Raw genomic sequence first — 24869 nt, 5'->3', positions numbered from 1 at the left:
GCGAAAGTTTTCGGCCATAGAATCCTCTTCAGCGAAAGCTGACCCTGGAGGCCCCTTGACCGATCCGACACACGACACCATCCCAGACGTTCTGGTGCGCAACGTCCCGCGTGACTTGGTCATGGGCATCGAGGACGCACTTGTTGCAGGTGCTGCCCGAGCATACGCGGCGGCAGGAAGCATGGACGACGGCCACCTACCCCACGTCGTCGGCCAGCTTCGGCACTTCAACATGAACGAAACGTTCCATCGTGCCCTGGAGTCGGGCAGTGCCAATCCGACACCGATCCGCGGTAACGGCATCATCGTCGGCCGTGCCGGCGTCTTCACGCTCAGTCGGTTCAACACGCCCGAAGGTGTCTGGATCAACGGGCGGCGAAGCGAGACCCGGCGGCAGATGTCGATGGCCAATGCGGCGATCGAACCGCTAGTGCAGCCGGGACTGTTCAGCGCCTACACGCCGCCGTCAGACGCCGTCGCGTTCTTCGTGTCGTGCTTCTCGGGGTCAATGCAGATTCAGCCGGAGGCGCCGGTGTCGGTTCACATCGCAGTGCCGGATCGCTTGATGCGCGGCTGGCTGTTTCGGGAGCGCTTGGACAAGTTCCTCGAGCGATACGAGGCCAAGCCGATCGAGACCGCGCAGCACGATCTGGCCATGCCCAGGCTCAAGCCGAACGTCGACCCGCAGCGCAAGGACGGCACCAGGTCATGAGCCGCGGAGGCATCCAGGGCTTTCAACCCGAGCGGCTAAAGCAAGTCTTGGCTGCGCGCAAATTGAGTCAAGCCCAACTCGCCTCTCTAGTTGGCGTGTCGCCGGCGACCGTGAGCAAGTGGCGCTCGGATAGTCAGGCTCCGGAGCGGGAAACATTGGAGCGCTTGGCCAACATTGTGAACGTGGAGCCCGAGTGGTTCACTCGGCAGATCACGAAGCAGGTGTCGGCGCCGCTCTTTCGAAGCAACGCTTCCGCCCATGTGGCTGCGCGCGCAATGCTTGAGGCACGAGTGGAATGGGCGCAAGACATTGCGGCAATCCTCGGTGACTATGTTGACTACCCGGCGCTGAATCTACCGACGCGCGACTTCACGGATCCGGATGCGATTACGCCGGATGAAATTGAGCGTGCCGCTGGTGAGTGCCGCGACATGTGGGGCATCGGCCGAGCTGCGGTGCCTGATCTGGCGCTAGCTGTGGAAGGTGCCGGTGTGATCCTTGTTCGCGAGGAAACCGGCATTGCGCAGATTGAGGGGCTTTCCGCATGGAGCGACCCTCTCGGACGCCCTATCGTCCTTCTGTCAGCCGACAAGGACAACGGGTATCGCAGCCGCTTTGACCTGGCGCACGAGCTAGGGCATCTGATTCTGCACAAGCACATCGCGCGTCCGAACGAGCGCGACCGCTACAAGCAGCTGGAGCTCCAGGCACACCGGTTCGCGGGGGCTTTCCTGTTGCCAGCCGAGACGTTTTCGAAGGAGGTTCGCACGCCGGTGACACTCGATGACCTGCTCTTGCTGAAGCGGCGTTGGGGTGTATCGGTCGCTGCCATGGTGATGCGGCTGCGTGCGTTGAAGGTCATCGACGAGGATGGCGCCCAAGCACTGTTCAAGCGGCGATCCGCCCGTTGGGGAATGAAGTCGGAGCCTGGTGATGGCGACCGCCCCCCGGAGCAACCTCGACTGCTTCGTCGCACCATCGACCTGCTTGTGGAATCGAACGTTTTGCCTCGCGAAGCAATCCCTCGGCAGATCGGGTTGGCAGCGTTCGATATCGCGATGCTTGCTGGATTGCCAGAGGGTTACTTCGATCTGAGGGACAACGTCATACAGCTCGCGAAGCTGCGCTCGCTGTCGACGTCACCGGCGAACCAAGGCGCTGAGAAAGGCTCCGTGCTGCCCTTCTCCGCGACCAAGCGCAACTCTGATTTGTGAAGCGGATGTACTCGACGCACACGCCCTACGTATGACAAAGCGAGCTCCCCCCGCGGAATGGCGCGATCTGCAGGAGGCAGTGGCACAGGTTCTTGCCGACGATGGGTACACGGTGCACGTCGAACAGAGGCTGACGACTGCTCGTAGTTCCGTGACGTTCGACGTATTCGCCCGGAAGCCTGTCGGGGGTCACGACTTCTCCATCGCAGTCGAATGCAAGCAGTGGCGCAAGAACGTGCCACAGGCCGTGGTTCACGCGTTCCGCTCACAGGTCGACGACCTTGGTGCAGACGCCGGCTACATCGTTTCGGCGGCGGGCTTCCAGTCCGGCGCGTACGAGGCAGCGGAGAACACCAGCATCCGGCTCCTGATCTGGGAGCAGTTCTTGACCAAGTTCGCCCCCGACGGCCCACCTCTGGCTCCTGGACTCAAAGGCTCGGCGCAGGTCGTCTGCGGGTCGATCAATTTCGTTGGTGGGGACGGCGAAGTTTTGCCCTGGGCAAGCTCGGTCGTGACGGGAGGCACCGTCAAACGCGACCAGGCAGGAGCCTTGGCGATCTTCATCAAGACCGAGTCCCCAATGCCCGGCATGCAGAAGGCGAACGCGCAAATCGGTTGGGAGGGGTTCGAGCTCACGTCAACGTCCGACGCCATCTCGACCGATCCAAACCTTCCCACCGTACTTCGTGGGCAAACCGAGTTCACAACGCCGGCGGGGATGCAAGGGCCGCACCCATTGACCGGAGCGATCATGACTTTCCCCGTCCCAATCGACTGCAGGCTCATGATCCAAGCGGAAGGTTATCTGAAGGGAGACACCTTCACCGGCACTTGGAGCATGGCGGCACACAGCAGCCTCCTCCCGCGGCAGGCGGTGCCTTTGCGCGGTTCGTTCTGGGTCCGCCTGCTGTGTGCTGTTTGAACTAAGCGCGACGCAGGCTCCTGCGCGCGTGAGCGCGCGAGCAGCGCATCACTATCGCAGTTCCTTGTTCTCTAACGCAGTTCCTTGTTCTGCACTGCCCTTGCACCGATGTCGCCTCGGGCCGCCAGTCCGAGCAGCCAACGCTTGACAGATTTGGCGGCCGCTGCAGAAAATCTCGGCGCTCCTAGCGTACACACCATTCGGTTCAAACTGAGTGTTGTGGCTGGTGTTCAGCCAGCCCGTAAGAATTGATAGACATTCTCCCCCTCCGCTGCGCTCCGGGGGCCGAGTCAGGTAGGAGCATCTTCCTTGTTGTGGCTCGAGCATCCTCGCTACGTTCCAGTTCGCGACGATCTGCTCGCTCGAATTCGTTCTGAGCGGTACCGGTTTCGTCGCCATGGGCGTTCAATCTTTCTTTGCGGTGGCGCCAACAGCTCGCGTCGCGAAAGGCTGCGCACGTATCTCCTAAAGCACGTCCAGGGACTTCTTGGGGTGTTCTATGCGGAACGTGTGTGGGAGCACATCACGGCGCACGAAAGCCAAATGACGGCGCTGCAGATGGAGGCGGAACTCGCCGAGCTCGCAGACATAGTCATCGTAATCGTTGAAAGCCCGGGCACCTTCGCCGAGCTGGGGGCATTCGCTCTCAGCGACGAACTACGTGCCAAGCTGCTTCCCATCGTCGATCAGAAGTACAAGGGACAGGAGTCCTTCATCATGACCGGTCCTATCAGATGGATCGATCGCGACTCCAGTTTTCGTCCAACTGTCTTCGTTCCACTCGACACGATCCTCGAATGCGTAGGCGAAATTGAGGATCGCATCAGCAAGATTCCTAAGCCCAGCAGCACGAAGGTTGTCGACCTCTCGACGAACCGCAAGCATCTTCTTTTCTTCCTCTGCGATCTGGTCGCAGTAACGTATCCCGTGACCATCGGGATGCTTCAGTACTACATCGAAAAGATCGTGACGCACAGTCCCGACCAAGAGGTCGAAATCGCCACTCTGGTCGGATTGGCGGAGTCCATGGGATTGCTGCGTAGCCGTACCGTGCAGGTTCGGGGCACTCCATATGTTTTCTACGCGCCATCGTCCAGTACTGCGCTTGCCTCTCCGTACCACCATCAGAGGATGCTTGATCTACGCACACAACGCGCGAACCACGTATCCGTGATTCTCACGCTCCCTGATGCGCGCGACGTGCTTGCGGCGTTTAGCGAGGAAGGGAAATGATTGTCCAGCAGATGTCCAACGCGTTGGGTCTACCCGAGGCTCACATTCTCAGCATCGCCCATGCCGCGTCTCACAGCTACAAGCAGTACGCGATCAAGAAGCATGGCGGGGGGACTCGGACGATATTTCATCCGGCTCGTCCCCTCAAAGCTTTGCAGCGTTGGCTATTGCGGGAGGTGGTCGCCAAGTGGCCAGTCCACCCAGCCGCGATGGCGTATCGCCGGGGTATATCGATCCTGGACAACGCGTCCGTTCACCGCGAGAGCAAGTTTCTCCTGCGCATGGACTTCGCGGACTTCTTTGCTTCCATCACGGCGGCCGATCTCAAGCGGTACATCCAGGACCACCCCGCCTTGTTTTCGGACTGGAGCAATGACGACACCGTTCTCTTCTGCAATCTTGCTTTCCGGTTCGGCTCGTTGACGATCGGCGCCCCAACCTCACCGGCGATTGCAAACGCTGTTTGCCAAGACATGGACGTCCAGTTGTCGGGTCTGTGCTCGAAGCACCAAGTCAACTACACGCGGTACGCGGACGACCTCTTCTTTTCCACGAAGCAGCCCAACATCCTGGGCGCACTGGAGATCGAAGTCAGCTCAATCATCGCCAACCTGGCAACGCCCGCCGGCCTTGTCCTCAACTCCGCCAAGACGCGACATTCGTCCAAGAAGGGCGCCCGCCGCGTCACCGGAATAGTCCTAGGGAGCGATGGCAATACATACATTGGTCGACAGCTAAAGCGACGCATTCGCGCGATGTTGCACACATACGGTGGCCTTTCGGTAGAAGAGCGTGCAACGCTAGCCGGGCTGCTTGCGTATGCCTCCGGCTTTGATCCCGACTTCAAGAACAGCCTTATCGACAAGTACGGATTGGCGGTTGTGCAGAAGGCCTCGAACGTTGGCAAGCAGCCATCACCCTGAGCTGCTCCGAAAATGCCGGCGGCCCGACATTTATCTTCGCGGCCCCTCCTCCACCGCATTGCCCTCGAGGAGGGATTCGGTACTGCGCCAGCGGCGCCGGGTTCCATGGCTCCCCACTTTGGGGAAATACTGTTAGTATATACAGGCCCAACATATGGTGCCCCAGGGTCCCACAACCGCCGGCAAAACGCTAGATGTGGTATCCGCCTTAAAGACACCGGGTGCGAGCGAATGGAATAAATCGAGGATGCAATTCATCGACCGGACGGCTAGCAAGGTTCCCCGACCTGCAGGCGTAGAAAGGAGCCACGATGGGGGCAACGATCAAATGCACCGCTAAGCGCATGAGCGGCGGTAGCAGACACGAGCACATCACGACTCTCTGGTGGGATCAGGTCGACAATGGCACAGTGCTTAGTTCAGGGCAGTCATCCCGCGAACAAATGGTCGAGTTCATCGAGGCGAACGGCAACAATATCGTTTGGTGCCCCGATCGGGATCCGGCAAAGCAAGGCGCTTGGGTCCACGTCCAAAGCAACGCCCGAATCAAGTACGTCCAAACATTGGCGGATGGGCGTACGACGGACAATCTCCTTTCACTGCCTGATCGCTAGTCGCTACTTGGGTGGGAACGCGTCGCGCATCTGTCTCGCCCGCTTGACTTGGTCGGAATGCAAGTAGATCGACGTGGTCGCAACCGAGGCATGACGTAGATTGTCCCGCACCGTCGTGAGCTCAGCACCAGCGGCCAGCGCGTGCGTGGCATGCGTATGTCGCAGCCAATGCGGTGTCGCCCGTCGCAGCTTGTCAGCTGTGGACGGACTTGCGGCGGCAAGTTGCGTGGCCGCTTCGTCGAAAAAGCGCCGCAGTACGGCCCACAGACGGGAGGACGTGATGCCGCCCTCACCTCCCAGGTCCGGCAACAGCGGCGTCGTTGGATCCCAGCGCGAGCGGCTTACCGTCAGGGCGCGCTGCATGAGGTAGCGCTCAAGGGCAGCCAACGCCGACAATGGCACGGCTACGCTGCCAGCCTTGCCGCCCTTGCCGACCACATGCAGCCAGTCATCGCCGTGATCGTCGCGTCTTAGGTTGGCAAGTCGCGCCGCGGCGATCTCATGGGGCCGCAAGCCGGTGGCATGCCAGAAGTCCAGCAGAAACCGCAGTCGCTGCGCGGCAGGCTCGCTCCATCCATTCGTCCACTCGATGCCATCGGCAATGGACCGCAAGAGCGACCACTCATGCTGAGAGAAGCCGCGCGCCGCATCCAGCGCCGCTGCTCGTTGGCCTCCCCTCACCTTGATACCAGCGAACGGGTTCGCCAGAACGTAACGTTGCTCGATCAACCAGCGGTACAGCGCACCGATGACAGACAGCGCGTAGGCCACCGAGCGGGCGGAGAGTGTTCCCTGGAAGGGGCGCCATTCCGATGATGTGCGCGGCCTAGCAGGTCCAATCCATCGCTCGCGTGGCGCCGGCCGGCGCAAGAAGGTCCGATAGGCGATCGCGTCCTCGGTGGTCAGCGATGACAGTGCGCGGCCGCGCTCGACGATGGCCCAGAGCATCAGTCGTTCTGCTTCCTTGCGATAGGCCCGCTGCGTCGCCGGTGATTCCTGCAGCGCCAGCCAAGCCTGCACAGCGGCATAGTCGTTGTCGGCAGCCAGGGTACAGGTGGCGCGCGGTGCACGGAACGTCCCTTTCGAGCCGTCAACCTCCGCCGGCACGACAAGATGCTCCCAGGGGGCGGCCTCGGACCGGGGCACGGTGATCAGCGCACGCGCACGCTCCGTCAGCGCCGGATGCGCGGCAAAGAACGCCTCGATGCGAGCGGCGCCATCGGCTCCGAGCCCCTTGATGCCGGCCCACCAGCGCCGCCGGCGCGGAATGCGCAGCGTCAGATCGGCCAGCGTCGCGATGCCCTGCCGCTTCAGCGCCACCGCTGCCCGGGCTTGCAGCCAGCGCTCTACCGCGTCAGTGATGGCGGGCACGGGAAGTGGCAGCGTGCGCAGCGTTTCGAGGGCACCGAGCACCGCCCTGGCCCGCTCCAAGCGCTCGGCGCCGGGATGCAGGAACAGCGTGGCCAAGCCGTCGCGATGTCGTTCTCGTGCAAAACGAGCCAGCTGGCGGCGAATCGCCGTGAGCATCGCCCGAGCCGACTGCCCAGAGGCCTTCTTGTGTCCCAGATACCGCACCACCACCTCGCGCGCTCCGAGCCCGGCGTACCACGCGCGCAGCGCCGCAAGCTCGTCGGCATCGGGCAGACCATTCGGAGCAGTCTCGGCGATGAAGGCACTGCGGCGTGTTTTCACGCGAACCAGTTTATCGTCCTCAGCTTGCTATGGTGATAAGAATACTTATCGCAATAGCGTCATGATCTAAAGCGTCTAGTGGCATGATGAATGTCTCCTTCGACGCGGCGCAGTCGGACATTTCGGCGCGAACTAGCGACCCTTTGCAAGCGTACGCACGCCTCGTTTCCGCGCCCGAAAGCCGACACGACCGTGAAGCATGACGGTTCCATGGGGATTCCAAACGCTGCCGCGGCAGGCCAGAACTTCTACGGCTGCTCATCAAAGAACTCGACCCTCCCGGTCTCCAGCGAATATTCGGCGCCCACCACAAGCAGCTGGTCGCTCTCGATCAGGCGTTCAAGGATCTTCGAGCCGTGCCGCATCTGCTCGACCGACTGGCGCACGTTCGCTCGAATGCTTTTCCGGATCAGGGTCTCCCGGTCGTAGCTGCGTTCGGGAGCCAACAGGTCGGTCAATGCCGGCCTGATGCAGTTGGCAATGAAGCGCATGTGCGGAGAGCGGGCCTCCGTGGGCCGGCGGAGTTGCTCCAGCGTGCCGAGGATCGCGCCGCAGTGGGTGTGTCCCAGCACCACGACCAGCCGCGTGCCGAACTGCTCGGCGGCGTACTCGACGCTGCCGAGTTGCGAAGGGGTGACCACATTGCCGGCGACGCGGATGACGAACAGGTCGCCGAGGTCCTGGTCGAACACGATCTCGACCGGTACCCGCGAGTCGGAGCAGCCGAGGATGATGGCGAACGGCTCCTGCGTGAGGATGGTCTTGGCGCGTCGCATGCGCCGCAGGAATGCCTCCCCGCCGCTCGCCTCCGTGACGTAGCGCTCGTTTCCTTCGCGCAAGCGCTGCAATGCTTCCTGTCCTTTGGTCACTTCACACCGACCTTTCTTCATCAAGGAAATCTTCGATCGAGCGCGCAATGCGCGCCGAGCGGGTCACCAGAAACAGATGGCCGCAATCGATCACTTCGAGTCGACCCTCTCGCAGCAGTCGCGCCAGCCAGCGCCCATTGGCCAGCGGCACCAGCGGGTCGTCGCTGCCGGCCAGCACCAGCGTCGGCTGGCGAATCCGCCACAGCAGCGGCAAGCTGGTCCAGCCCAGCATCGCCAGCAACTGCAGCGCGTAGCCGTAGGTGGTGCCGCCACGCATGGCCTGCACGTGCCCGCGCAACGCCTCGCGGTCATGGCGCAGATCACCACCGTAGATCTGCGGCGCGATCCGGCGCAAATGGTTCTTGTCCCAGTAGCGACGCGGGCTGATCATCTGCCACAGCGCCGAGGGCTTGCCCGGCAGCATGACCGCGCCCATCGCGGTGGCAGCCAGCACCAGGCGGCGGCAACGTCCCGGATATTGCGCCGCGAATTGCTGGGCCACGCCGCCGCCCCACGACACGCCGAACACATCGACCACGCCATAGCCCAGTGCATCGAGCACACGCCGTGCGAGCCGCGCGAGTTGCCACATCCGGTACGGCAACAGCGGCGCCGGCGAAGCACCCGCGCCGGGCGCATCGAAGACGATCGCTTCACGCTCGGTGAGCTCGTGCAGCAACGGCGCGGTCAGCTCCATGTTCGCACCGATGCCGTTGAAGAGCAGCAGCGGCGGCTTCCCTTCGGACTTCGACGGGCTCGCCGGCCGGATGCCGACGCGCAGACGCTGGCGCCCGATGTGCAGGCTGCCGATGTGCAGGCCGCTGGCGCAGTCGACCCGCACCCCGCTCAGCCGCGCTGCGTTGCCGATCATCGCGTTCACGGCTCCCTCACGTAGGCCCCGGGTGCCGCATCGCCCGCCGGGTGCTTGCGGCTGCCCAGTTTCGCCCGCGCCGCCACCTTTGCGCCCGAGTGCTTGCCGATCCAGGCGCGCCAGTGCGGCCACCAGCTTCCCTCGTGGCGAGTCGCTTGCTCGGCCCACGCATCGGGCGCTGCTTCGCCGGCCTTGCCCGTAAGGAAGAACGCCTTCGGATTCGTCGGCGGGTTGATCAGGCTTTGCAGGTGCCCCGAGTTCGCCAGCACGAAGGTCGTGTCGCTGCCATAGATGCGCGCCGTCCCGTGACAGCCCTGCCATGGCGTGATGTGGTCGGTGATGCCGCCCACGACGTAGGCGTCCACGTTCACCTTGCCCATGTCGATGGGCATGCCGCAGACCGTCAGCGCGTCGGCGTTGAGGAACGGGTTGCTTTCGATGAGGTCGAGGTAGTCGGCGTGCAGGCCGGCCGGCAGGCGCGTGGTGTCTGCGTTCCAGTGCAGGATGTCGAAGGCCGGCGGCTTGTTGCCGAGCAGATAGTTGTTGACCCAGTAGTTCCAGATCAGGTCGTTCGGCCGCAGCCACGCGAACATGCGCGCCATTTCGCGACCGCTGACGACGCCACGTTCGCGTGACACCGCCTTCGCTGCCTTGACGGTCGCCGGTGTGGTGAACAGGCCCACCGTCGTGTGCTCGGTGGTCGACATGTCGAGCACGCACACGGCCGCTACCGCGCTGGCGACCTTGCGCTGGCCACGGGCGGCCAGCCAGCCGAGGTAGCTCGCCATCGTGATGCCGCCCGAGCAGTTGCCCCACAGATTCACGTCGGGGCTGCCGGTGATCTGGCGCGCTGCATCGACGGCCTCGTCGAGTGCCGCGACATAGGTATCCAGGTTCCAGTCGCGCTGCTTCGTGGTCGGGTTGCGCCAGCTCACCGCGAACAACTGAACCTCGCTGTCGAGAATCCACTGCACGAGGCTCTTCTCGCGCGACAGGTCGATCGCGTAGAACTTGTTGATCTGCGGGGGGCAGACCACGAGCGGGCGCTTGTAGACCTTCGCGGTGGTCGGCGCGTACTGGATCAGCTCGAGCACCTCGTTGCGAAAGACCACGGCGCCCGGCGTCGCGGCAACGTTGCGGCCCAGCTCGAACGGCGTGCTGTCCACCTGCGAGGGCAGCATGCCGTTGTGGCGCACGTCGTCGACCAGGTTCTGCAGGCCCTTGACCAAGCTGAGGCCGCCGGTGTCCACCATCTTCTTGAGCGCTGCGGGATTTCCCAGCACCGTGTTGCTGGGCGCCATGCCATCGACGATCAATGAAGTCAGAAAGCGCGCGCGATCCTTGTCGATCGCACTGAGGTCCGTGGCGTCGATGAACCGGGCGAGCCCCTGCCCGGTGGAGGTGTAGGCCTGCAGCACCCGCCGGTAGAGGAAGCTGCTTTGCCAGGCGGGATCGGCAAAGCGCTTGTCCTTGGGGTCGGCCTGAATCACCGAGGTGCCGCGGGCCACGTCGACCAATTCCCCGGCGTAGTTCGCGAGGTGGCGTGCGAAAAGCTTGGGCTGGCCGGCAGCGCCCTTCAGCAGCGCGCGGGCCGCGAGCTTCAGGTCGGCGGCCCGAATCCCAAGCAGCGGATTGGCGGCGATCGTGTTCTGCGCGGCGCGGACGGCCAGCTCCTGGCCGTCCACAGTGGTACCGCGTCGCATAGAGGGTTTGCTCATGACCGTTGCTCACTCGGGCTTGAAGTTGATCGACTTCAGCACGGCGCCGATGCGGTCGTAGTCGGCGCGCAACTGCTTCGTCAACTCGTCCGGCGTCCGCGGCTGGGCCGGGTCGAAGCCGATCTCCGTCAGGCGCTGGCGCGTTGCCGGCAGGGCCATGACTTTCACGGCGGCTTCGCGCAGCCGGGTCTGTGCCGCGGCGGGCACATCGGGCGTGACGAACAGGCCGACCCACGGCGTCGCCTCGAGCTGCGGATAGCCGAGCTCGCTGAACGTCGGCACATCGGGCAGCAGCGGCGAACGCTGGGGCAGGCTGACGGCGTAGGGCACGACCTTGCCGGCCTTGAGAAGCGGAAGCGCGTTCGGTATTCCTGTGAACGTCAGCGGCACGTGGCCACCCACCACGTCGATGAGCGCCGGGGGCGAGCCCTTGTAAGCGACGTGCGCCATGTCGATTCCGGCGACCTTGTTCAGTTGCAGGCCCATCACATGCGACACCGTCCCGGCGCTGTAGGAGGCGTAGCTCACCTTGCCCGGATTGGCCTTTACATAGGCGATCACCTCGGCGAGGTTCTTCGCCGGCACCGTCGGATTGCCCACCATGACGAGTCCGCCGCGCGCCAGCTCGGCGAGCGGCTTGACCTCCTTGGACATGTCGATGCGCAGCTTCACGGCATGGGGGATCTCGCTGACCATTGCGTCGAGCGAGACGACCACCGTGTTGCCGTCGCGCGGCGCTTGCATGAGGTCGCCGACCGCCAGCGCGCCGCCGGCACCGGGCTTCGATTCGACGACCACAGTCTGGTTCAGCTCCTTCTGCAGGCCATCGGCCAGCAGGCGCGACACGACGTCGAGGCTGCCGCCGGGCGGCCCGGCCGCGATGATGCGCAAGACCTTGTCGGACGTGGCCTGCGCGAACGCGGCAGGAGCGGACAGCAAGGCGACAGCGGCAGCCAGGGTGGCGCCGAACTGGCGGCGGTGAGAAAGGGAAGTCATGTGCAGCTCCAGTCTTCAGTGGTGTGGATTGGCGAGCGCGCTTCTTCAGCGGGCGAGGAACAGGAATGCGACGACAAGGATGGCCAGAAAGACGGTCTCGCTCAGCATCAGCAGGATCGGCTTGAATCCCACCGTGGCGACGTCCTTCAGGTTCGTCTTCATGCCGATCGCCGACATGGCAATCACCAGCAGCCAGGTCGACAGCGTCTGCAGTGCCTGCTGCAGCCCTGCGGGAATCAGGCCGGTGCTGTTGATGGCGACGAGCAGCGCGAACGCCACCACGAACCAGGGGAGCAAAGGTGGCTTCGGCGCACCGGATGCCCCGGCGACATGGCGCTTGCGGTACGACAACGTGATGACGAGGATCACCGGCAGCAGCATCGCAACGCGCAGCAGCTTCACGATCGTCGCGACGTCGCCGGTCTCCTTCGACATGCCGTAGCCCGCGCCGATCACCTGCGCCACGTCGTGGATCGTGCCGCCCAGGAAGACGCCGGCGTGGTCGGCGCCGAAGCCGAGCGGCGTCACGATGAGCGGATAGATCACCATCGCGACCGTGGACAGCGTGCTGACCCCGATGACCGTGAAGATGGTGGCGCGCTCCTTCACGTTGTCCTCGGCACTCGCGGGCATCACCGCGGCGATCGCCATGGCCGCCGAGGCGCCGCAGATGCCCACCGCGCCGCCGGTCAGCACACCGAACCGGTTTCGATAGCCCAGCAGGCGCGCCAGCACGATGCCGAAGCCGATGGTCAGCGCCACCGAGAGCACGACCATCGCGATCGGCCATGCGCCCAGCGCCGTGATCTGCCCCAGCGTGATCCGCACGCCCAGCAGCGCGACGCCGATGCGCAGCAGCGTGCTGGCCGAGAACCGGATGCCCGGGACGCACCGGCCCTCGGTCGACAGGAAGTTCATGGCCATGCCGAGCAACAGGGCGAACAGCATCGCCGATGCGCGGTAGTGCTCGGCCAGCGACATGGCGGCAACCGCCACCACCCCGGACATGAAGACGCCATGGAAGTTCGTGCTCGCGGGCGCACGCCAGCCGGTCAACGTCGAGGCGAGGTTCATGCGGATGCTCCTTGCGCACCCTTTGCCGGATGGCGTGCCGCATCCGATTCGTAGCTGCGCGATGCGAGCACGAAGCAGACGGCCGCCGCCAGCGCCATCACCGGCGTCAGCGTCAGTGCGAGCTTCAATCCGAACAGATCCGAGAGCAAGCCGACGAGGAGCGGGCCCGGCGCGAGGCCGATCAGGTTGTTGGCCAATGCCATCGTAGCCGTCACCGTCGCGCGCACGCCCGGATGGGTGACATCGCAGACGATGGCCCCCGAACAACCGCCGTGCGCGGCGGCGAACAACGCGCCGAGGAAGATTAGGCCCAGCCCCAGCGGTCCGGGCGGCAGCGCGAAGGCAGTGATCAGGATCAGCGCCGACAGCACCGAATAGGCGGCCGGCACCAGTGCCCGGCGGCGCGGGCGAGAAGCGCTCAGCCGGTCGGCCAGCCCGCCTCCGAAGATCATGCCGATGCCCGAAGCCATGACCGCCGCGCCGGTCATAAGCGCGCCCTGCTTCACGTCCATGTGGTGGTAGCGGCCGAGGTACGTCGGAAGCCAGGCGATGAGCATCGCGGGCATCGCCATCTGCAGTCCGCTCGCGAGAAACGTGTAGTTGCCCGACCGTGCGGCAAACACTGCGCGCGCGACCTGGCCGATGCCCGATCGTTTGGACGCAGCGCCGCCCTCGCCCTCGGTGGCCAGGGGGACCGTCTTGTAGTCGCGCACGACGAAGGGATAGACCAGCGCCAGCAGGAGGCCGGGGGCACCCACGGCGAAGAACGCCATCCGCCAGCCGTATTGGGCCGCGACCGCGCCCCCGATCACCACACCGAGCACCGAACCGAACAGACTTGCCGACAGGAATGCGCCGAGCACCGCGGCGCGCTGCCGGGCCGGAAACACATGCGCCAGCAACGCGGCCCCCGCGGCTCCGTAGGCGGCCTCGCCGAGGCCGACGAACATCCGCGACCCCAGCAGTTGCGCATAGTTCTGCGCCAGGCCGCAAACGACGGTCGCGAGGCACCACATGAAGGCCATCAGCGTGATGCTCTTCACCCGGCCCCACCGGTCCGCGACCAGCGAGATCGGCACCGACAGCAGGCCGACGACGAACGAGACCACGCTCACGAGCATCCCGAGCTGCGAGTCCGACAGCGCCCACTCGGCCTTGATGGACGGGAAGACGGCGCCGATCACCTGGCGCGACAGGTAGTCGGACAGCATCAGGCCGAAGGTCAGCGCGAATACTGCCCAGGCGTAGACACGCGACGTGCGGGCGGGAGGGAGCGTGGGGACGGCGACTGCCGTCAGGGTCTGGTTCATGGCGGGTCCTGAAGGTGTGGCGAACGGGTTTCGAGGTCGAGGCGAGTTCAGATGTAGGTCGGCCACGAGCGCATCTCGTGCTCGCCGATGCCGCCGTTGCGCTCGCGGCGATGCGTGGCCAGTGCATCGATCAGCCAAGCCCGCGTCTGCTGCGGCGCGATCACCGACTGCACCCCGAAAGCGCCGGCCAGGGCGTAGGCCGAGGTGTCGCGCGCCAATTCGGCCTTCAGCCGATCGAAGCGCTCGGGGTCGTCCTCGCGCTTGATGCCGTGCAGCACGCTGACCCCGATCTGCGGATCCATGAAGCTGGCGTCGGCGCTGGTCCAGGCCGCCACCTCGTCGCTGTTGCGGCCGCCACCCATGTTGATGTAGGCCTGGCCGTAGCTCTTGCGCACGATCACCGACAGCTTGGGCACGCTGCACAGCTGCACGGCGTGGATCATGTTCATGATGTGCGCCGGCGCCGCTTTGCGTTCGCCCTCGATGCCGACGAGAAAGCCGGGCGTGTCGACCAGGAAGACGATCGGGATGTTGAACGAGTCGCACATCACGAGAAACGACGTGACCTTGCGACAGGCCTCGGGGTCCATCGCGCCGCCCTTGAACATCGGGTTGGACGCGACGATGCCCACGCTTTCGCCGTTCAGCCGCGCCAGGCCGGTCACGGCGGCGCGCCCGAAGCGATCCTTCAGGTTGAGGAAGCTTCCGCCATCGACGATGCCGGCGATCACCTTGCGCATGTCGTAGGTCTTGCTGCGCGCGGATGGCACGAGCTCGAGGAGTTTGTCCCCGTCAGGCGCAATCGCCTCGGCTGCCGGTTGGCTGGGGGGGCGCTCACCCGCGTGCGACGGCAGGTAGCTGAGGAACCGGCGAATCGCCGCGAGCGCCTCCGCGTCGCTGTCGACCACCATGTCCACCAGCCCGGTCTGCTCGGCGTGCAGCTTCCAGCCGCCGAGCTCTTCAGGGTCCACGGCCTCACCGATCGCCAGCGATGTGACACGGGCGCTGGACACCGCGAGGAACGCACCCTTGCGCATCACCACGAAATCGGAGAGGCAGGTGTACCAGGTCGACGAGCCCAGGCAGGGACCGAGCACGGCGCTGACCCAAGGCGTCTCGCGGCGCCGGCAGTACTGCTGCGGGTCCTGGCCCGCGGCGGCCATCGCCTCCGCGCCCAGGCTGTCCGGCACCCGCGAGCCGCTCGACTCGCCGAGGAAGATCAACGGCATGCCGTTGCGGGTGGCGGTCTCCTTGAGACGGCCGATCTTGCGCATGTTGACGGCCGACGACGACGCACCCTTGACCGTCATGTCGTTCGACACCACGGCCACGCGCCGCCCCTCGATGCGACCGGTGCCGGTGATCTTGGCGTCGGCCGGCGAGGTCTCGCGGTCGGCGGGCAGGACCGACACCGCCAGCATGCCGGTCTCGCTGAACGAGCCGGGGTCCAGAAGCTGGTCGATGCGCTCGCGGGCATTCAGGTTGCCGCCGGCGCGGCGCTGGGCGAGCTTGGCTTCGCCGCCCATCGCGAGGGCGACGCTGACACGCGCGTCGAGCTCGGCGCGTTGCTCTTCATAAGTGGCGTTCATGTGCATGCTCTCGGCTCAGCGCATCGTGCGGCCGACGGGGCCGAGCCGGCGGCTCGTCGCCCGGTAGGCGTCTTCGACCCAGGCGCACAGCAGCGGCCGCGTCGTCGCGGGTTCGATGATGTCGAGCACGCCGAAACGCTCGGCCGTGCGCAGCGGCGACGCGATCGCGTGGTAGTGCGCCTCGAGGTCCAGCCGTTTCGCGACCGGGTCGGCGGCCGCGGCGATGTCCTTCTTGAACGCCGCGGCGACACCGCCCTCGATGGGGATCGAGCCCCAGCGCGCCGACGGCCATGCATAGCGGTTCGGCAATGCGGTTCCCGAAGGCCCGTGCCACGGGCTCAGCATGGCGCCGGCCAGGCCCACGCAACGCCGCAGCACGATCGCCAGCCACGGCACGCCGGACTGCTCGATCGCGTGCAACGCCTGCAATGCGGCCCCCATCGTGCCTTCGCGTTCGGCGTCGGGGCCGGTCATCACGCCCGGCTGGTCGGCCAGGTTGACGATCGGCAGGTGGAACGTGTCGCACAAGTCGACGAAGCGCGCCATCTTCAACGCCGCGGAGCGCGTCAACGCGCCGCCCATCACCATCGGGTTGTTCGTCATCACGCCCACCGCGTGGCCGTTCAACCGGGCCAGGCAGGTGACGGTCGAGCCGCCGAAGTCGGGCGCGATCTCGAACAGCGAGCCTTCATCGAAGATCGCCTTCAGGATCTTGCGCGGCTGGAAAATCTTGCGTTTGTCGGCCGGGATCGCCCGGTTGAGCCATTCGTCGCAGCGCTGCGGCGGATCTTCGCAGGGCACGCGCGGCGGCTGTTCCCACACGTTGCCCGGCAGGTACGAGAGGAAGCGCCGCGTGGCCTGCAGCGCCTCTTCTTCGGTATCGACGGCCAGGCCCACCACGCCGCTGTAACGGTGCATGGCGTCGTAGCCGCCGAGCGCCTCCTTGTCGATCTCGATTCCGAGCGCCTGTTTCACGACCGGCGGCCCGCCGGCAAAGACCTGGCTCTTGCCGCGAACCATGATGGCAAGGTGGGCGGCGCCGACCCGCAGCGCGCCCAGGCCCGCGCAGGCGCCGAGCGCGATGCCGACGACCGGCACGGCGCCGAGCAGTTGCGTCATCGGCAACATCGCATAGCCGGGGATCTTGGTGTGGCCCAGCTTGTCGAGCAGCTTGACGCTGCCGCCGGCGCTGTCGACCATGCGCACGATCGGCAGCTTGTACTCCCAGGCATAGCGGTCGGCGAAGATCCACTTCTCCGACACCGACCCCTCGGACGAGCCGGCGCGGATCGTGAAGTCGTCGGACGCGACCACGGTGCGCCGCTCGGCGATTTTGCCGACGCCGACGACGGCGTTGCTGGGCGTGAAGTCCTGGCGCTTGCGATCCGGCCCGTACTTGACCGCGCCGGCCAGCACGCCGATCTCGTTGAAGCTCCCTTCGTCGAGCAGGTGGGCGATGCGTTCACGCGCCGTCAGCTTGCCCTGCGCGTGATGGCGCGCCACCGGCTCCTCGCCGCCCAGCGCATGCGCGATCGCGCGGCGCTGTGCCAGCTCGTCCAGGTCCTCGGCCCACTCGCCCGCCACGGGGGCGGCTGTCTGTGTCGCATTCATTTGGAGGTCGCTCCTTCGGTATGGCGCGCGAGCCAGGCGTCGCGCAGGTCGTTCTTGGTCACCTTGCCGGCGTGGTTGCGCGGCAGTGCGTCGACGAACTCGATGACGCGCGGCTTCTTGTAGCCGGCGATCAGTTCGCTGCAATGCCGTGCGAGCGCATCGGCATCGGTTGCCTGACCGGGTTTGCAGACGACGAACGCGGCGATCACCTCGCCCCACTCGGCGTCGGGCAGGCCGAGCACGGCCACCTCGGCGACGGCCGGGTGAGTGTGCAGCGCGTCTTCGACCTCGCGCGCGTAGACGTTGAAGCCGCCGCTGATCATCATGTCCTTGTTGCGTCCGACGATGTAGAGAAAGCCTTCGTCGTCGAAGCGACCCAGGTCGCCGCTGTAGTACCAGCCGTCGCGGATGGCTTCGCTCTCGAGGTCGGGCCGGCGCCAGAAGGCCACTTCGCCGATGCCGCGGTGCGCGATGGCGATCTCGCCCACCTCGCCGGTCCGCAGCGCGCGGCCGTCGGCGTCACGGATCGTGATCTCGACGTCCATCACCGGCTTGCCGCACGACGTGATGCGCGTCGAAGGCTGGCCGTCCTGCAGATGCTCGTGCGGGTAGAGCACGCACAGCGGCTGGACGGCCTCGGTCATGCCGTACTGCTGACGCAGGATCGGGCCGAGCCGCTGCAGCGCCTCATGGACCAGGTTGGTCGGTGTCGGCGCGGTGCCGTAGTGCACGCGCCGCAGGGAGGACACGTCGGCGTCGGGGTTGGCGGCCAAGGCCTCCAGCAGGCGGCTCAGCATGGTGGGCACGACCATGAGCTGCGTGATGCGATCGCTGGCGATCTGCGCAAGCACCTGCTCGGGATCGAACTTGTCGGCGACGATGTTGCGCGCTCCGCGCAGGTAGCACGGCAGCAGGTGCACGCCGGCGGCGTGCGTGAGCGGCCCCACGTGCAGCATCGCGTCGTCGACGCCCAGGGCGTACTCCATGGCGCTGAAGTGGTTCGCGAGGCGCGCTTCCCAGCGTTCGATGCTGTAGGCGACGCCCTTCGGCTTGCCGGTCGTGCCCGAGGTGTAGGCGATGCGCAGCAGCAGGTCGGCGCTCACCTTGAGGTGAGGGAACCCGTCTGCCGCCTTCTCCAGCAGCGCGTCGTATCCGAGCACGCCGTCGTCATGCCAACCCACGCCGATCACGTGGCGCAGCGAGGGCACGAGCGGCCGCACTTGCAGCGCCAGGTCGCGGAATTCCACCCCGGCGATGAGCACGGACGCTTCGGCGTCGTTGAGGATTGCGGCCTGCTCGCGCAAGGTGTGGCGTGCGTTCAGCGCGACGTAGCCCTGCGCCGCCTTCTCCGCGCCGAACTGGCTCTCGATGCTTTCCACCGAGTTGTTGAGCAGGACGGCGAGGCGATCACCCGGGGGCAGGCCCAGCCCGATGAGCGCGTTGGCGAGCCGGTTGCTGCGTCGCTCGATCTGCGTGTAGCTGAAGCTGCGGTCGCGGAACACGACGGCGGGCCGGTCGCGGAACTGCGCCGCGGCCCAGGACAGGGCGTGCCCTGCGATTCGGTTGGAGCTCATGGGAGGAAGTCCTTGGTTCAATGGGTCGCTGCCGCCTGCAGCTGCCTGACCGCTTCATCTCGTGAAGCGTCGATGAGGGTTTCGATCGCGGCAGCCGCCGCGTCGGCGTCGCCGGCCTTCAGCGCATCCAGCATCGCGCGCCAGGTGCGTGCCGATGCCTTGCGCCGCGCCGCGGTCGCCAGCCCGAGCGCCGAGTAGCGCCGCGTCTGCCGCGCGAGCGACCCCAGGATCTCGGCGAGCCGCTCGTTGCCCGAGGCATCTGCGAGCAGGCGGCTGAGCCGGAAGCTGCATGCGAGGTAGGCGTCGTTCACGCCGGGCTCCCTCGCCAAGGCTTCGAGCTCGCGCACCTCGACGTCGATCAGGCCGATGACGGTGTCGTCGCGGGGGGACAGGCGCCGCACCATCGCGCCGACGAGGTAGCGGCGAATCTCGAAGAGGTCGCCGACCTCCTTGATGGAGAGCTGCGTCACGTGGGCGCCCCGGTTGGGCAGGATGCGCACGACCGAGTCCTTTTCCAGGATGCGCAGCGCCTCGCGCACCGGCCCGCGGCTGACCTCGTACTGCTCGGTCAGCGTCTCCTCGCGGATGCGATCGCCCGGCGCGTACTCGCCGCTCGCGATGGCCGCGAAGATGCGCTCGGCAATCTGCTCGGGCAGCGTCAGCAACTGGCGGCTCGGTGGCTTCACGGCAGTCATTCCTCTTCGAAGACCGCCACTTCCTGGCCCTCGCGCACCGCGGCGCCTTCGGCGACGAGGAACCTGACCACCCGCCCGGCTTCGGGCGCCACGACCGGGATCTCCATCTTCATGGATTCGAGAATCATGATGGTGTCGTCGGCCTCCAGCGCCCCACCCTCTTGCACCACGACCTTCCACACCGTTCCGGTGATCTCGGATCGAATCGTCTGCGTCGTCATGTTTGGTCCTTGATGTAACTCCGACCCGCGCCGGATTGAATGCACTATACTCGACATTGTGATTGTTGACAATCTTCTTTTGCTCATGTTTTAATGAAGTCATTGCAGCCGAGGGGCTGCGCCCAGAGGCGGAGACTTCCGCTCAACCGGAGACAAGCCATGTCCCTTTCCCATGCCGACGTCCGGCGCATCCTCGAGATCCTCGACAGCGCCGAACACCTCGAATCCCTGGACGTCACGGTCGGCGAGTTCGAGCTCCACGCCCGCAAGCCCGGAGCCTCGTCTTTCGCGCCTGAACGGGCGCCGCAGACGCCGGCTGCCCGGTCGGTCGAGCCCGCCCAAGCCGCCGTTGCGGCTGCCCCGGCGGCCGCGCCGGAAGTCCTTCAAGAGGTGCCCGAGGGCCTGGTCGCGGTGCGCGCTCCGATGGTCGGCACCTTCTATCTGCGCCCGAGCCCGGATCAGCCGGCTTTCGTGACCGTGGGCGGCGCGGTGCAGGCCGGCGACACGGTGTGCCTGGTCGAGGTGATGAAGATGTTCAATTCGGTCAAGGCGGGGGTCGCGGGCACGGTCGAGCGCATCCTGGTCGACAACGGCAAGCCGGTGCAGCACGACCAGATCGTCCTTCTGATCAACCCGTCGAAGGAGGCCTGACCATGAGCAGGAATAACCCCACTCCCGTCGCGAAGCGCGACATCCGGCGTCTCTTCGTGGCCAATCGGGGCGAAATCGCCGTCCGAGTCATCCGCGCCTGCCACAGCCTGGGCATCGAAGCGGTCGTCGGCGTCTCCGAAGCCGACACCGACACGCTCGCCGCGAAGATGGCCGACCAGGTGATCGTGCTCGGCCCGCCGCTCGCCTCGGAAAGCTATCTGCGCGCCGACAAGATCGTCGACGCGGCACTTTCGAGTGGCTGCGACGCGGTGCACCCCGGCTACGGCTTCCTGTCGGAGCGCTCGTCGTTCGTGCGCGCCTGCGTCGAGGCTGGGCTGGTGTTCGTCGGCCCCTCCGCCGCCGCCATCGACGCGATGGGCGACAAGATCACCGCGGTCAGCCTGGCCGAGAAGGCCGGAGTCCCCCGCGTGCCGGGCTCGGGCGCCCTGACCGACGTGGCGCATGCGCAGCGCGTCGGTGCCGAGATCGGCTACCCGGTGCTCATCAAGGCGACCGCCGGCGGCGGCGGCCGCGGCATGCGCATCGTCCGCGACGAAAGCGAGCTCGAATCGCTGATGAGCTCGGCCGCCAACGAAGCGAAGTCCGCGTTCGGCGACGCCACGCTGTACATGGAGAAGTTCATCGAGCACGCGCGCCACATCGAGATCCAGGTGATGGCCGACGCCCACGGCAACGTGGTCTACCTGGGCGAGCGCGAGTGCTCCACGCAGCGACGCCACCAGAAGCTGATCGAGGAGGCGCCCTCGCCCGCCGTCGATGAGGCCATGCGCCGCGCCATGGGCGAGTGCGCGGTGAGCCTGACGCGCAACGCCGACTACTGCGGCGCCGGAACGATCGAGTTCGTGGTCGACCAGCGCGACAACCGCTACTTCTTCCTCGAGATGAACACGCGCATCCAGGTCGAGCACCCGGTGACCGAGATGATCACCGGCTTCGACCTGGTGGCCGAGCAGATCCGCGTCGCGGCCGGACTGCCGCTGTCGTTCACGCAGGCCGACGTGCGGCTGCAGGGCCACTCGATCGAATGCCGCATCAACGCCGAGGACCCGGACCGGAACTTCCTGCCGCGCCCGGGGCTGATCTCGCGCTGGGAGGTGCCCACCGGCGAGGGCGTGCGCGTCGATTCGCACTGCTATTCCGGCTACACCGTGCCGCCCTACTACGACTCGCTGCTCGGCAAGCTGATCGTGCACGCGGCCACGCGCGAGCAAGCCATCGCGCGGATGCGCAAAGCCCTCGCCGGGCTGCACGTCGAAGGGCCGACCACGACGGCACCGTTCCATGACTCGGTGCTCGCCCACGAGGACTTCGTGAACGGCCGCGTGACGACACGCTGGGTCGAAGAGACCTTCCTGCCGCAGCGCAAGGCGACGCAGAAGGCGGCCAAGAATGCACAGGCTGCCGCAGGGGTGCAGCCATGAGCGCGGCGGCAATGCGCTACACCGACGTCAGCCTGACGGACGGCCAGAGCGCACGCTGGGCCGGCGGCATGACGACGCCGATGATGCTGGCCGTCGCCACCCGACTGGCCGCCACCGGTCCCGCGGCGATCGAGGTCGCCTCACCGGCCACACTGCAGCAATGCGTGGCGCGTGGGGAGAACCCCTGGCAGCGCATCGAGCTGCTGCGCGAACGCTGCCCCGGCGTCGCGCTGCGCGCGGCGGTGTCGCTGTTGACGGAGCACGGCAAGCGCGGCTGCGACGTGATCACGACAGAAGTGGCGACGCTGTGGCTGCGCGAGTTGGCGCAGCGTGGCGTTTCCGAGATCGTGCTGATCGACCCGCTGCTGGCGATCGATCGCATCGCACCGGTGCTGAAGGCGGCCAAGGCGCTCGGCCTGACGACGATCGCTGCGCTGCCGTTCATGCCGGAGCGCAGCGACGATGAGTTGCGGGCCCAGGCCTCCGCTTTGGCCGAGGCAGGCGCCACCCGCGTGATGCTGCGCGACGAGGCGGGCTTGCTGACCACGGACCGGCTGGCCACCCTGCTGCCTGCACTGCGAGCCGGGCTACTCACGACGCCGCTCGATCTGCACCTGCGCTGCCAGACGGCGCTCGGTCCGATGGTCGCGTTGGAAGCGGTTCGCATCGGCATCGACGGCCTCGACACCGCGTTCGCGCCCCTGGCCAACGGCGCGTCGGTGCCGGCGCTCGGCACGCTGCTGAAGTCGCTGCGGCTGCTGGCCTTGGGTGCACCGGTCAGCAAGCAGCGCCTGCACGCCGTCGGTGAAGCCGACCGGCTGCTCGCCGAGATGGCCGATCGCCACGGCTTCGAGGGCGCCCGCGCCTGGGTCTTCGACCTCGCGCCCTACGCGCACCAGCTGCCTGGTGACGTGGCGGCGCAGGCCATGCAACGGCTGGCCGATCTGGGGCTGACGCACAGGCTGCACGAATTCGCCAACGAGTGCGCCCGTGTGCGCAGCGACGTCGGCGCGCCGCCGATGCTGGCCCCCTTTGCGCGGCCGATTGCCGAACAGGCGCTGATGCATCTGCAGGGGATGGCCTGCTATGCCGAGATCCGGCCTGGCGTGCGCCGAGCCTTGCAGCAGGTCCACGGCGCGACGTCGGGCCCGGTCGATGCCCGGCTGGCGCAACGGGTCGGTGCATTGCCGAAGACGCCGTCGCCATCAGCAGCGCCGCCGGTGGCGAGCGACGTCGCGCTGGTGATCGCGCAGGCCTGCGGCGTCGCGCCCGAAGCGCTGCCCGCGCCGGCTTCGCCCGAAGCGCTGCGCTATGTCCCCACGACACCAGCGGACGCACTGCTCGCCGGGCTCACGTCACGCGCCGCGCGCTACGCGCAGCTCGGCGTGACCGGCCCGGGCGTCGCGATCGAAATTCAAGGCACGGAGGGCTGAAGCCATGCTCGACCATCTCAGACAACTCGTCGCCGCGGAAACCGCGCGCACCGGCAAGCGCCGCACGATCCACCTCACCGACGACACCTTGCGCGACGGGCAGCAATGCCTGTGGGCCACCCGCATGCGCACCGAGGACATGCTGCCGATCGCAGAGCGCATGGACAGGGCCGGCTTCGTCTCGATCCAGGCGATCGCGCTGGTCCAGTTCGATGCGAGCGTGCTGTTCCTGAACCAGGACCCGTTCGAGCGCATCCGCCTGCTGCGCGAGCGGATGACCCGCACCCCGCTGCGCGCCGCCATCCGCAGCAACCTGATGCGCGGCTTCTCCCCGGTGGCCGATGACGTCACCGACCTCTTCGTCGAGCGGCAGATCGCCAACGGCATCCGGGAGATCGGCCTCTTCGATGCCCTGCTGTGCAACGACAACCTCGCCTCCAGCATCGCCACGGCGCGCCGGCTCGGCGCCGACGTGACCCTCCTGCTCGGCTACAACATCGCCCCCGGCTATGACGATGCCCTGTACGCGAGCAAGGCTCGTGAAGCCGTGGAGCGTTTCGGCGTGCAGACCGTCACGCTCGCCGATGCAGCGGGCATTCTCACGATCGATCGGGTGCGCACGCTCGTGCCGGCGATGAAGCAGGCGATCGGCAACAAGCGCCTCGAATTCAACACGCACTGTCTGACCGGCCTCGGCCCGTGGCTCGCGATCGAGGCTGCGGTGCATGGCGCCGACAGCATCCTGACGGCCGTGGACCCGATGGCCAACGGCAACTCGCTGCCGGCCAGCCAGATGATCGCGCGCAACCTGCGCGAGATCGGCTTCGACGTGGTGGTGGACGACGCGCTGCTCGACGAGGTGGGCGGATACCTCGGCGCGCTGGCCGAACGGGAGCGCCAACCGGTCGGCGTGCCCGCCGAGTACGAGCCCAGTCACTACATCACCCAGTACGCGGGCGGCGCAATGAGCAATCTCGAGTCGCAACTCAAGCTCGCCGGCATCGCCGACAAGCTGCCTGCGGTGCTGGAAGAGATCGGGAGGGTGCGTGTGGAGCTCGGCTCGCCGATCATGGTCACGCCCTATCCCGCCATCGTCTCGGCGCAGGCGGTGATGAACGTGCTCAACGGCGAGCGCTACAAGGTGGTGCCGGACGAAGTGAAGAAGTACGTCTGCGGCTATTTCGGCACCCTGCCGCTGCCGGTCGATCCGAACGTCAAGGATCGGATCCTGACGAATGGCTCGCAGGATGTCGCCATGACCCCGCCCGTCCTGGCCCCGGTGCTGCCGAAGCTGCGCCAGCGCTACAAGAACCTCGGCGACGACGAGCTGCTGCTGCGCTACATGTATGGCGACGAGAAGATCGACGGCCTCGGGCCGACGGCGACGGGCGACAGCTTCAGCGTCCACCACCCGGTCGTCGACCTCGTGGCCGACCTGGCCAAGCGCCGCCGCAAGGCCCGGGTGCAGGTGTCGGGCCGCGGCTTCTCGCTGAGTGCGAACTGAG

General features: G+C 66.4%; 22 protein-coding genes. 10 read left to right on the top strand and 12 right to left on the bottom strand.

Features of this window, described 5'->3' with window-relative positions; genetic code table 11:
- Positions 1-55: 55 nt before the first annotated feature.
- From P7V53_RS15670 to P7V53_RS15645, 6 genes are all read left to right on the top strand, one after another.
- Positions 56-712, top strand: coding sequence for an alpha/beta hydrolase (locus P7V53_RS15670; protein ID WP_280156396.1), 657 nt, complete (start codon positions 56-58; stop codon positions 710-712).
- On the top strand, positions 709-1926 hold the full coding sequence (locus tag P7V53_RS15665) for an XRE family transcriptional regulator (protein WP_280156395.1): 1218 nt from the start codon (positions 709-711) through the stop codon (positions 1924-1926). The genes P7V53_RS15670 and P7V53_RS15665 overlap by 4 nt, the downstream gene beginning before the upstream one ends.
- Before the next feature lie 31 nt (positions 1927-1957).
- Entirely contained in the window at positions 1958-2848 is an 891-nt protein-coding gene (locus tag P7V53_RS15660) for a restriction endonuclease (protein ID WP_280156394.1), read from the top strand.
- 309 nt (positions 2849-3157) lie between these two features.
- On the top strand, positions 3158-4081 hold the full coding sequence (locus P7V53_RS15655) for a retron St85 family effector protein (RefSeq protein WP_280156393.1): 924 nt from the start codon (positions 3158-3160) through the stop codon (positions 4079-4081).
- A complete protein-coding gene (locus P7V53_RS15650) occupies positions 4078-5004 on the top strand; it encodes a retron St85 family RNA-directed DNA polymerase (RefSeq protein WP_280156392.1) in 927 nt (308 codons plus the stop codon). Before P7V53_RS15655 ends, P7V53_RS15650 begins: the two co-directional genes overlap by 4 nt.
- Before the next feature lie 311 nt (positions 5005-5315).
- The gene (locus tag P7V53_RS15645) at positions 5316-5618 is read left to right on the top strand and encodes a DUF3892 domain-containing protein (RefSeq protein WP_348273477.1); all 303 of its coding nucleotides are present in this window, start codon (positions 5316-5318) and stop codon (positions 5616-5618) included.
- Positions 5619-5621: 3 nt separating this feature from the next.
- On the opposite strand, the gene P7V53_RS15640 is transcribed toward P7V53_RS15645, so the two are convergent.
- The 12 genes from P7V53_RS15640 to P7V53_RS15585 all read right to left on the bottom strand — a co-directional run bounded on the left by P7V53_RS15640 (position 5622) and on the right by P7V53_RS15585 (position 19838).
- Positions 5622-7310, bottom strand: a complete 1689-nt coding sequence (locus P7V53_RS15640) for a site-specific integrase (protein ID WP_280156391.1) — start codon at positions 7308-7310, stop codon at positions 5622-5624.
- Positions 7311-7558: 248 nt separating this feature from the next.
- On the bottom strand, positions 7559-8200 hold the full coding sequence (locus tag P7V53_RS15635) for a carbonic anhydrase (RefSeq protein ID WP_280156390.1): 642 nt from the start codon (positions 8198-8200) through the stop codon (positions 7559-7561).
- Positions 8181-9050 (bottom strand): poly(3-hydroxyalkanoate) depolymerase, encoded by an 870-nt coding sequence (phaZ, locus tag P7V53_RS15630; protein WP_280156527.1) that lies wholly within the window; start codon positions 9048-9050, stop codon positions 8181-8183. The genes P7V53_RS15635 and phaZ overlap by 20 nt, the downstream gene beginning before the upstream one ends.
- Positions 9051-9055: 5 nt before the next feature.
- Entirely contained in the window at positions 9056-10768 is a 1713-nt protein-coding gene (locus P7V53_RS15625) for an alpha/beta fold hydrolase (RefSeq protein WP_280156389.1), read from the bottom strand.
- A 9-nt stretch (positions 10769-10777) separates the two neighbouring features.
- Positions 10778-11764 carry a tripartite tricarboxylate transporter substrate binding protein gene (locus P7V53_RS15620; protein WP_280156388.1) on the bottom strand — a complete coding sequence of 329 codons (987 nt, stop codon included), beginning with the start codon at positions 11762-11764 and terminating at the stop codon, positions 10778-10780.
- A 45-nt stretch (positions 11765-11809) separates the two neighbouring features.
- Positions 11810-12838, bottom strand: coding sequence for a putative sulfate exporter family transporter (locus tag P7V53_RS15615; RefSeq protein WP_280156387.1), 1029 nt, complete (start codon positions 12836-12838; stop codon positions 11810-11812).
- Positions 12835-14148 (bottom strand): MFS transporter, encoded by a 1314-nt coding sequence (locus P7V53_RS15610; protein ID WP_280156386.1) that lies wholly within the window; start codon positions 14146-14148, stop codon positions 12835-12837. Before P7V53_RS15610 ends, P7V53_RS15615 begins: the two co-directional genes overlap by 4 nt.
- 47 nt (positions 14149-14195) lie before the next feature.
- Positions 14196-15737 carry a carboxyl transferase domain-containing protein gene (locus P7V53_RS15605; RefSeq protein WP_280156385.1) on the bottom strand — a complete coding sequence of 514 codons (1542 nt, stop codon included), beginning with the start codon at positions 15735-15737 and terminating at the stop codon, positions 14196-14198.
- A 15-nt stretch (positions 15738-15752) separates the two neighbouring features.
- On the bottom strand, positions 15753-17348 hold the full coding sequence (locus P7V53_RS15600) for a carboxyl transferase domain-containing protein (RefSeq protein ID WP_280156384.1): 1596 nt from the start codon (positions 17346-17348) through the stop codon (positions 15753-15755).
- A complete protein-coding gene (locus tag P7V53_RS15595) occupies positions 17345-18922 on the bottom strand; it encodes an AMP-binding protein (RefSeq protein ID WP_280156383.1) in 1578 nt (525 codons plus the stop codon). Before P7V53_RS15595 ends, P7V53_RS15600 begins: the two co-directional genes overlap by 4 nt.
- A gap of 17 nt (positions 18923-18939) precedes the next feature.
- Positions 18940-19608, bottom strand: a complete 669-nt coding sequence (locus tag P7V53_RS15590; protein WP_280156382.1) for a GntR family transcriptional regulator — start codon at positions 19606-19608, stop codon at positions 18940-18942.
- Positions 19609-19613: 5 nt separating this feature from the next.
- Complete coding sequence (locus P7V53_RS15585) at positions 19614-19838, bottom strand: biotin/lipoyl-binding carrier protein (RefSeq protein ID WP_280156381.1); 225 nt, start codon at positions 19836-19838, stop codon at positions 19614-19616.
- 159 nt (positions 19839-19997) lie between these two features.
- On the opposite strand from P7V53_RS15585, the gene accB reads away from it, so the two are divergent.
- Genes accB through P7V53_RS15565 form a run of 4 tightly spaced genes read left to right on the top strand, consistent with a single transcriptional unit; the run spans position 19998 to position 24868 of the window.
- Positions 19998-20489, top strand: a complete 492-nt coding sequence (gene accB, locus P7V53_RS15580) for an acetyl-CoA carboxylase biotin carboxyl carrier protein (RefSeq protein WP_280156380.1) — start codon at positions 19998-20000, stop codon at positions 20487-20489.
- 2 nt (positions 20490-20491) lie between these two features.
- Complete coding sequence (gene accC, locus P7V53_RS15575) at positions 20492-21931, top strand: acetyl-CoA carboxylase biotin carboxylase subunit (RefSeq protein WP_280156379.1); 1440 nt, start codon at positions 20492-20494, stop codon at positions 21929-21931.
- On the top strand, positions 21928-23364 hold the full coding sequence (locus tag P7V53_RS15570; protein WP_280156378.1) for a hypothetical protein: 1437 nt from the start codon (positions 21928-21930) through the stop codon (positions 23362-23364). The genes accC and P7V53_RS15570 overlap by 4 nt, the downstream gene beginning before the upstream one ends.
- A 4-nt stretch (positions 23365-23368) precedes the next feature.
- A complete protein-coding gene (locus P7V53_RS15565; protein WP_280156377.1) occupies positions 23369-24868 on the top strand; it encodes a carboxylase in 1500 nt (499 codons plus the stop codon).
- Position 24869 lies beyond the last annotated feature (1 nt).

The organism is Piscinibacter sp. XHJ-5, assembly GCF_029855045.1.
Classification (GTDB): domain Bacteria; phylum Pseudomonadota; class Gammaproteobacteria; order Burkholderiales; family Burkholderiaceae_C; genus Albitalea.
The sequence above is the reverse complement of the archived record's forward strand: the minus strand, read 5'-3'. Positions and strand labels throughout refer to the sequence as shown.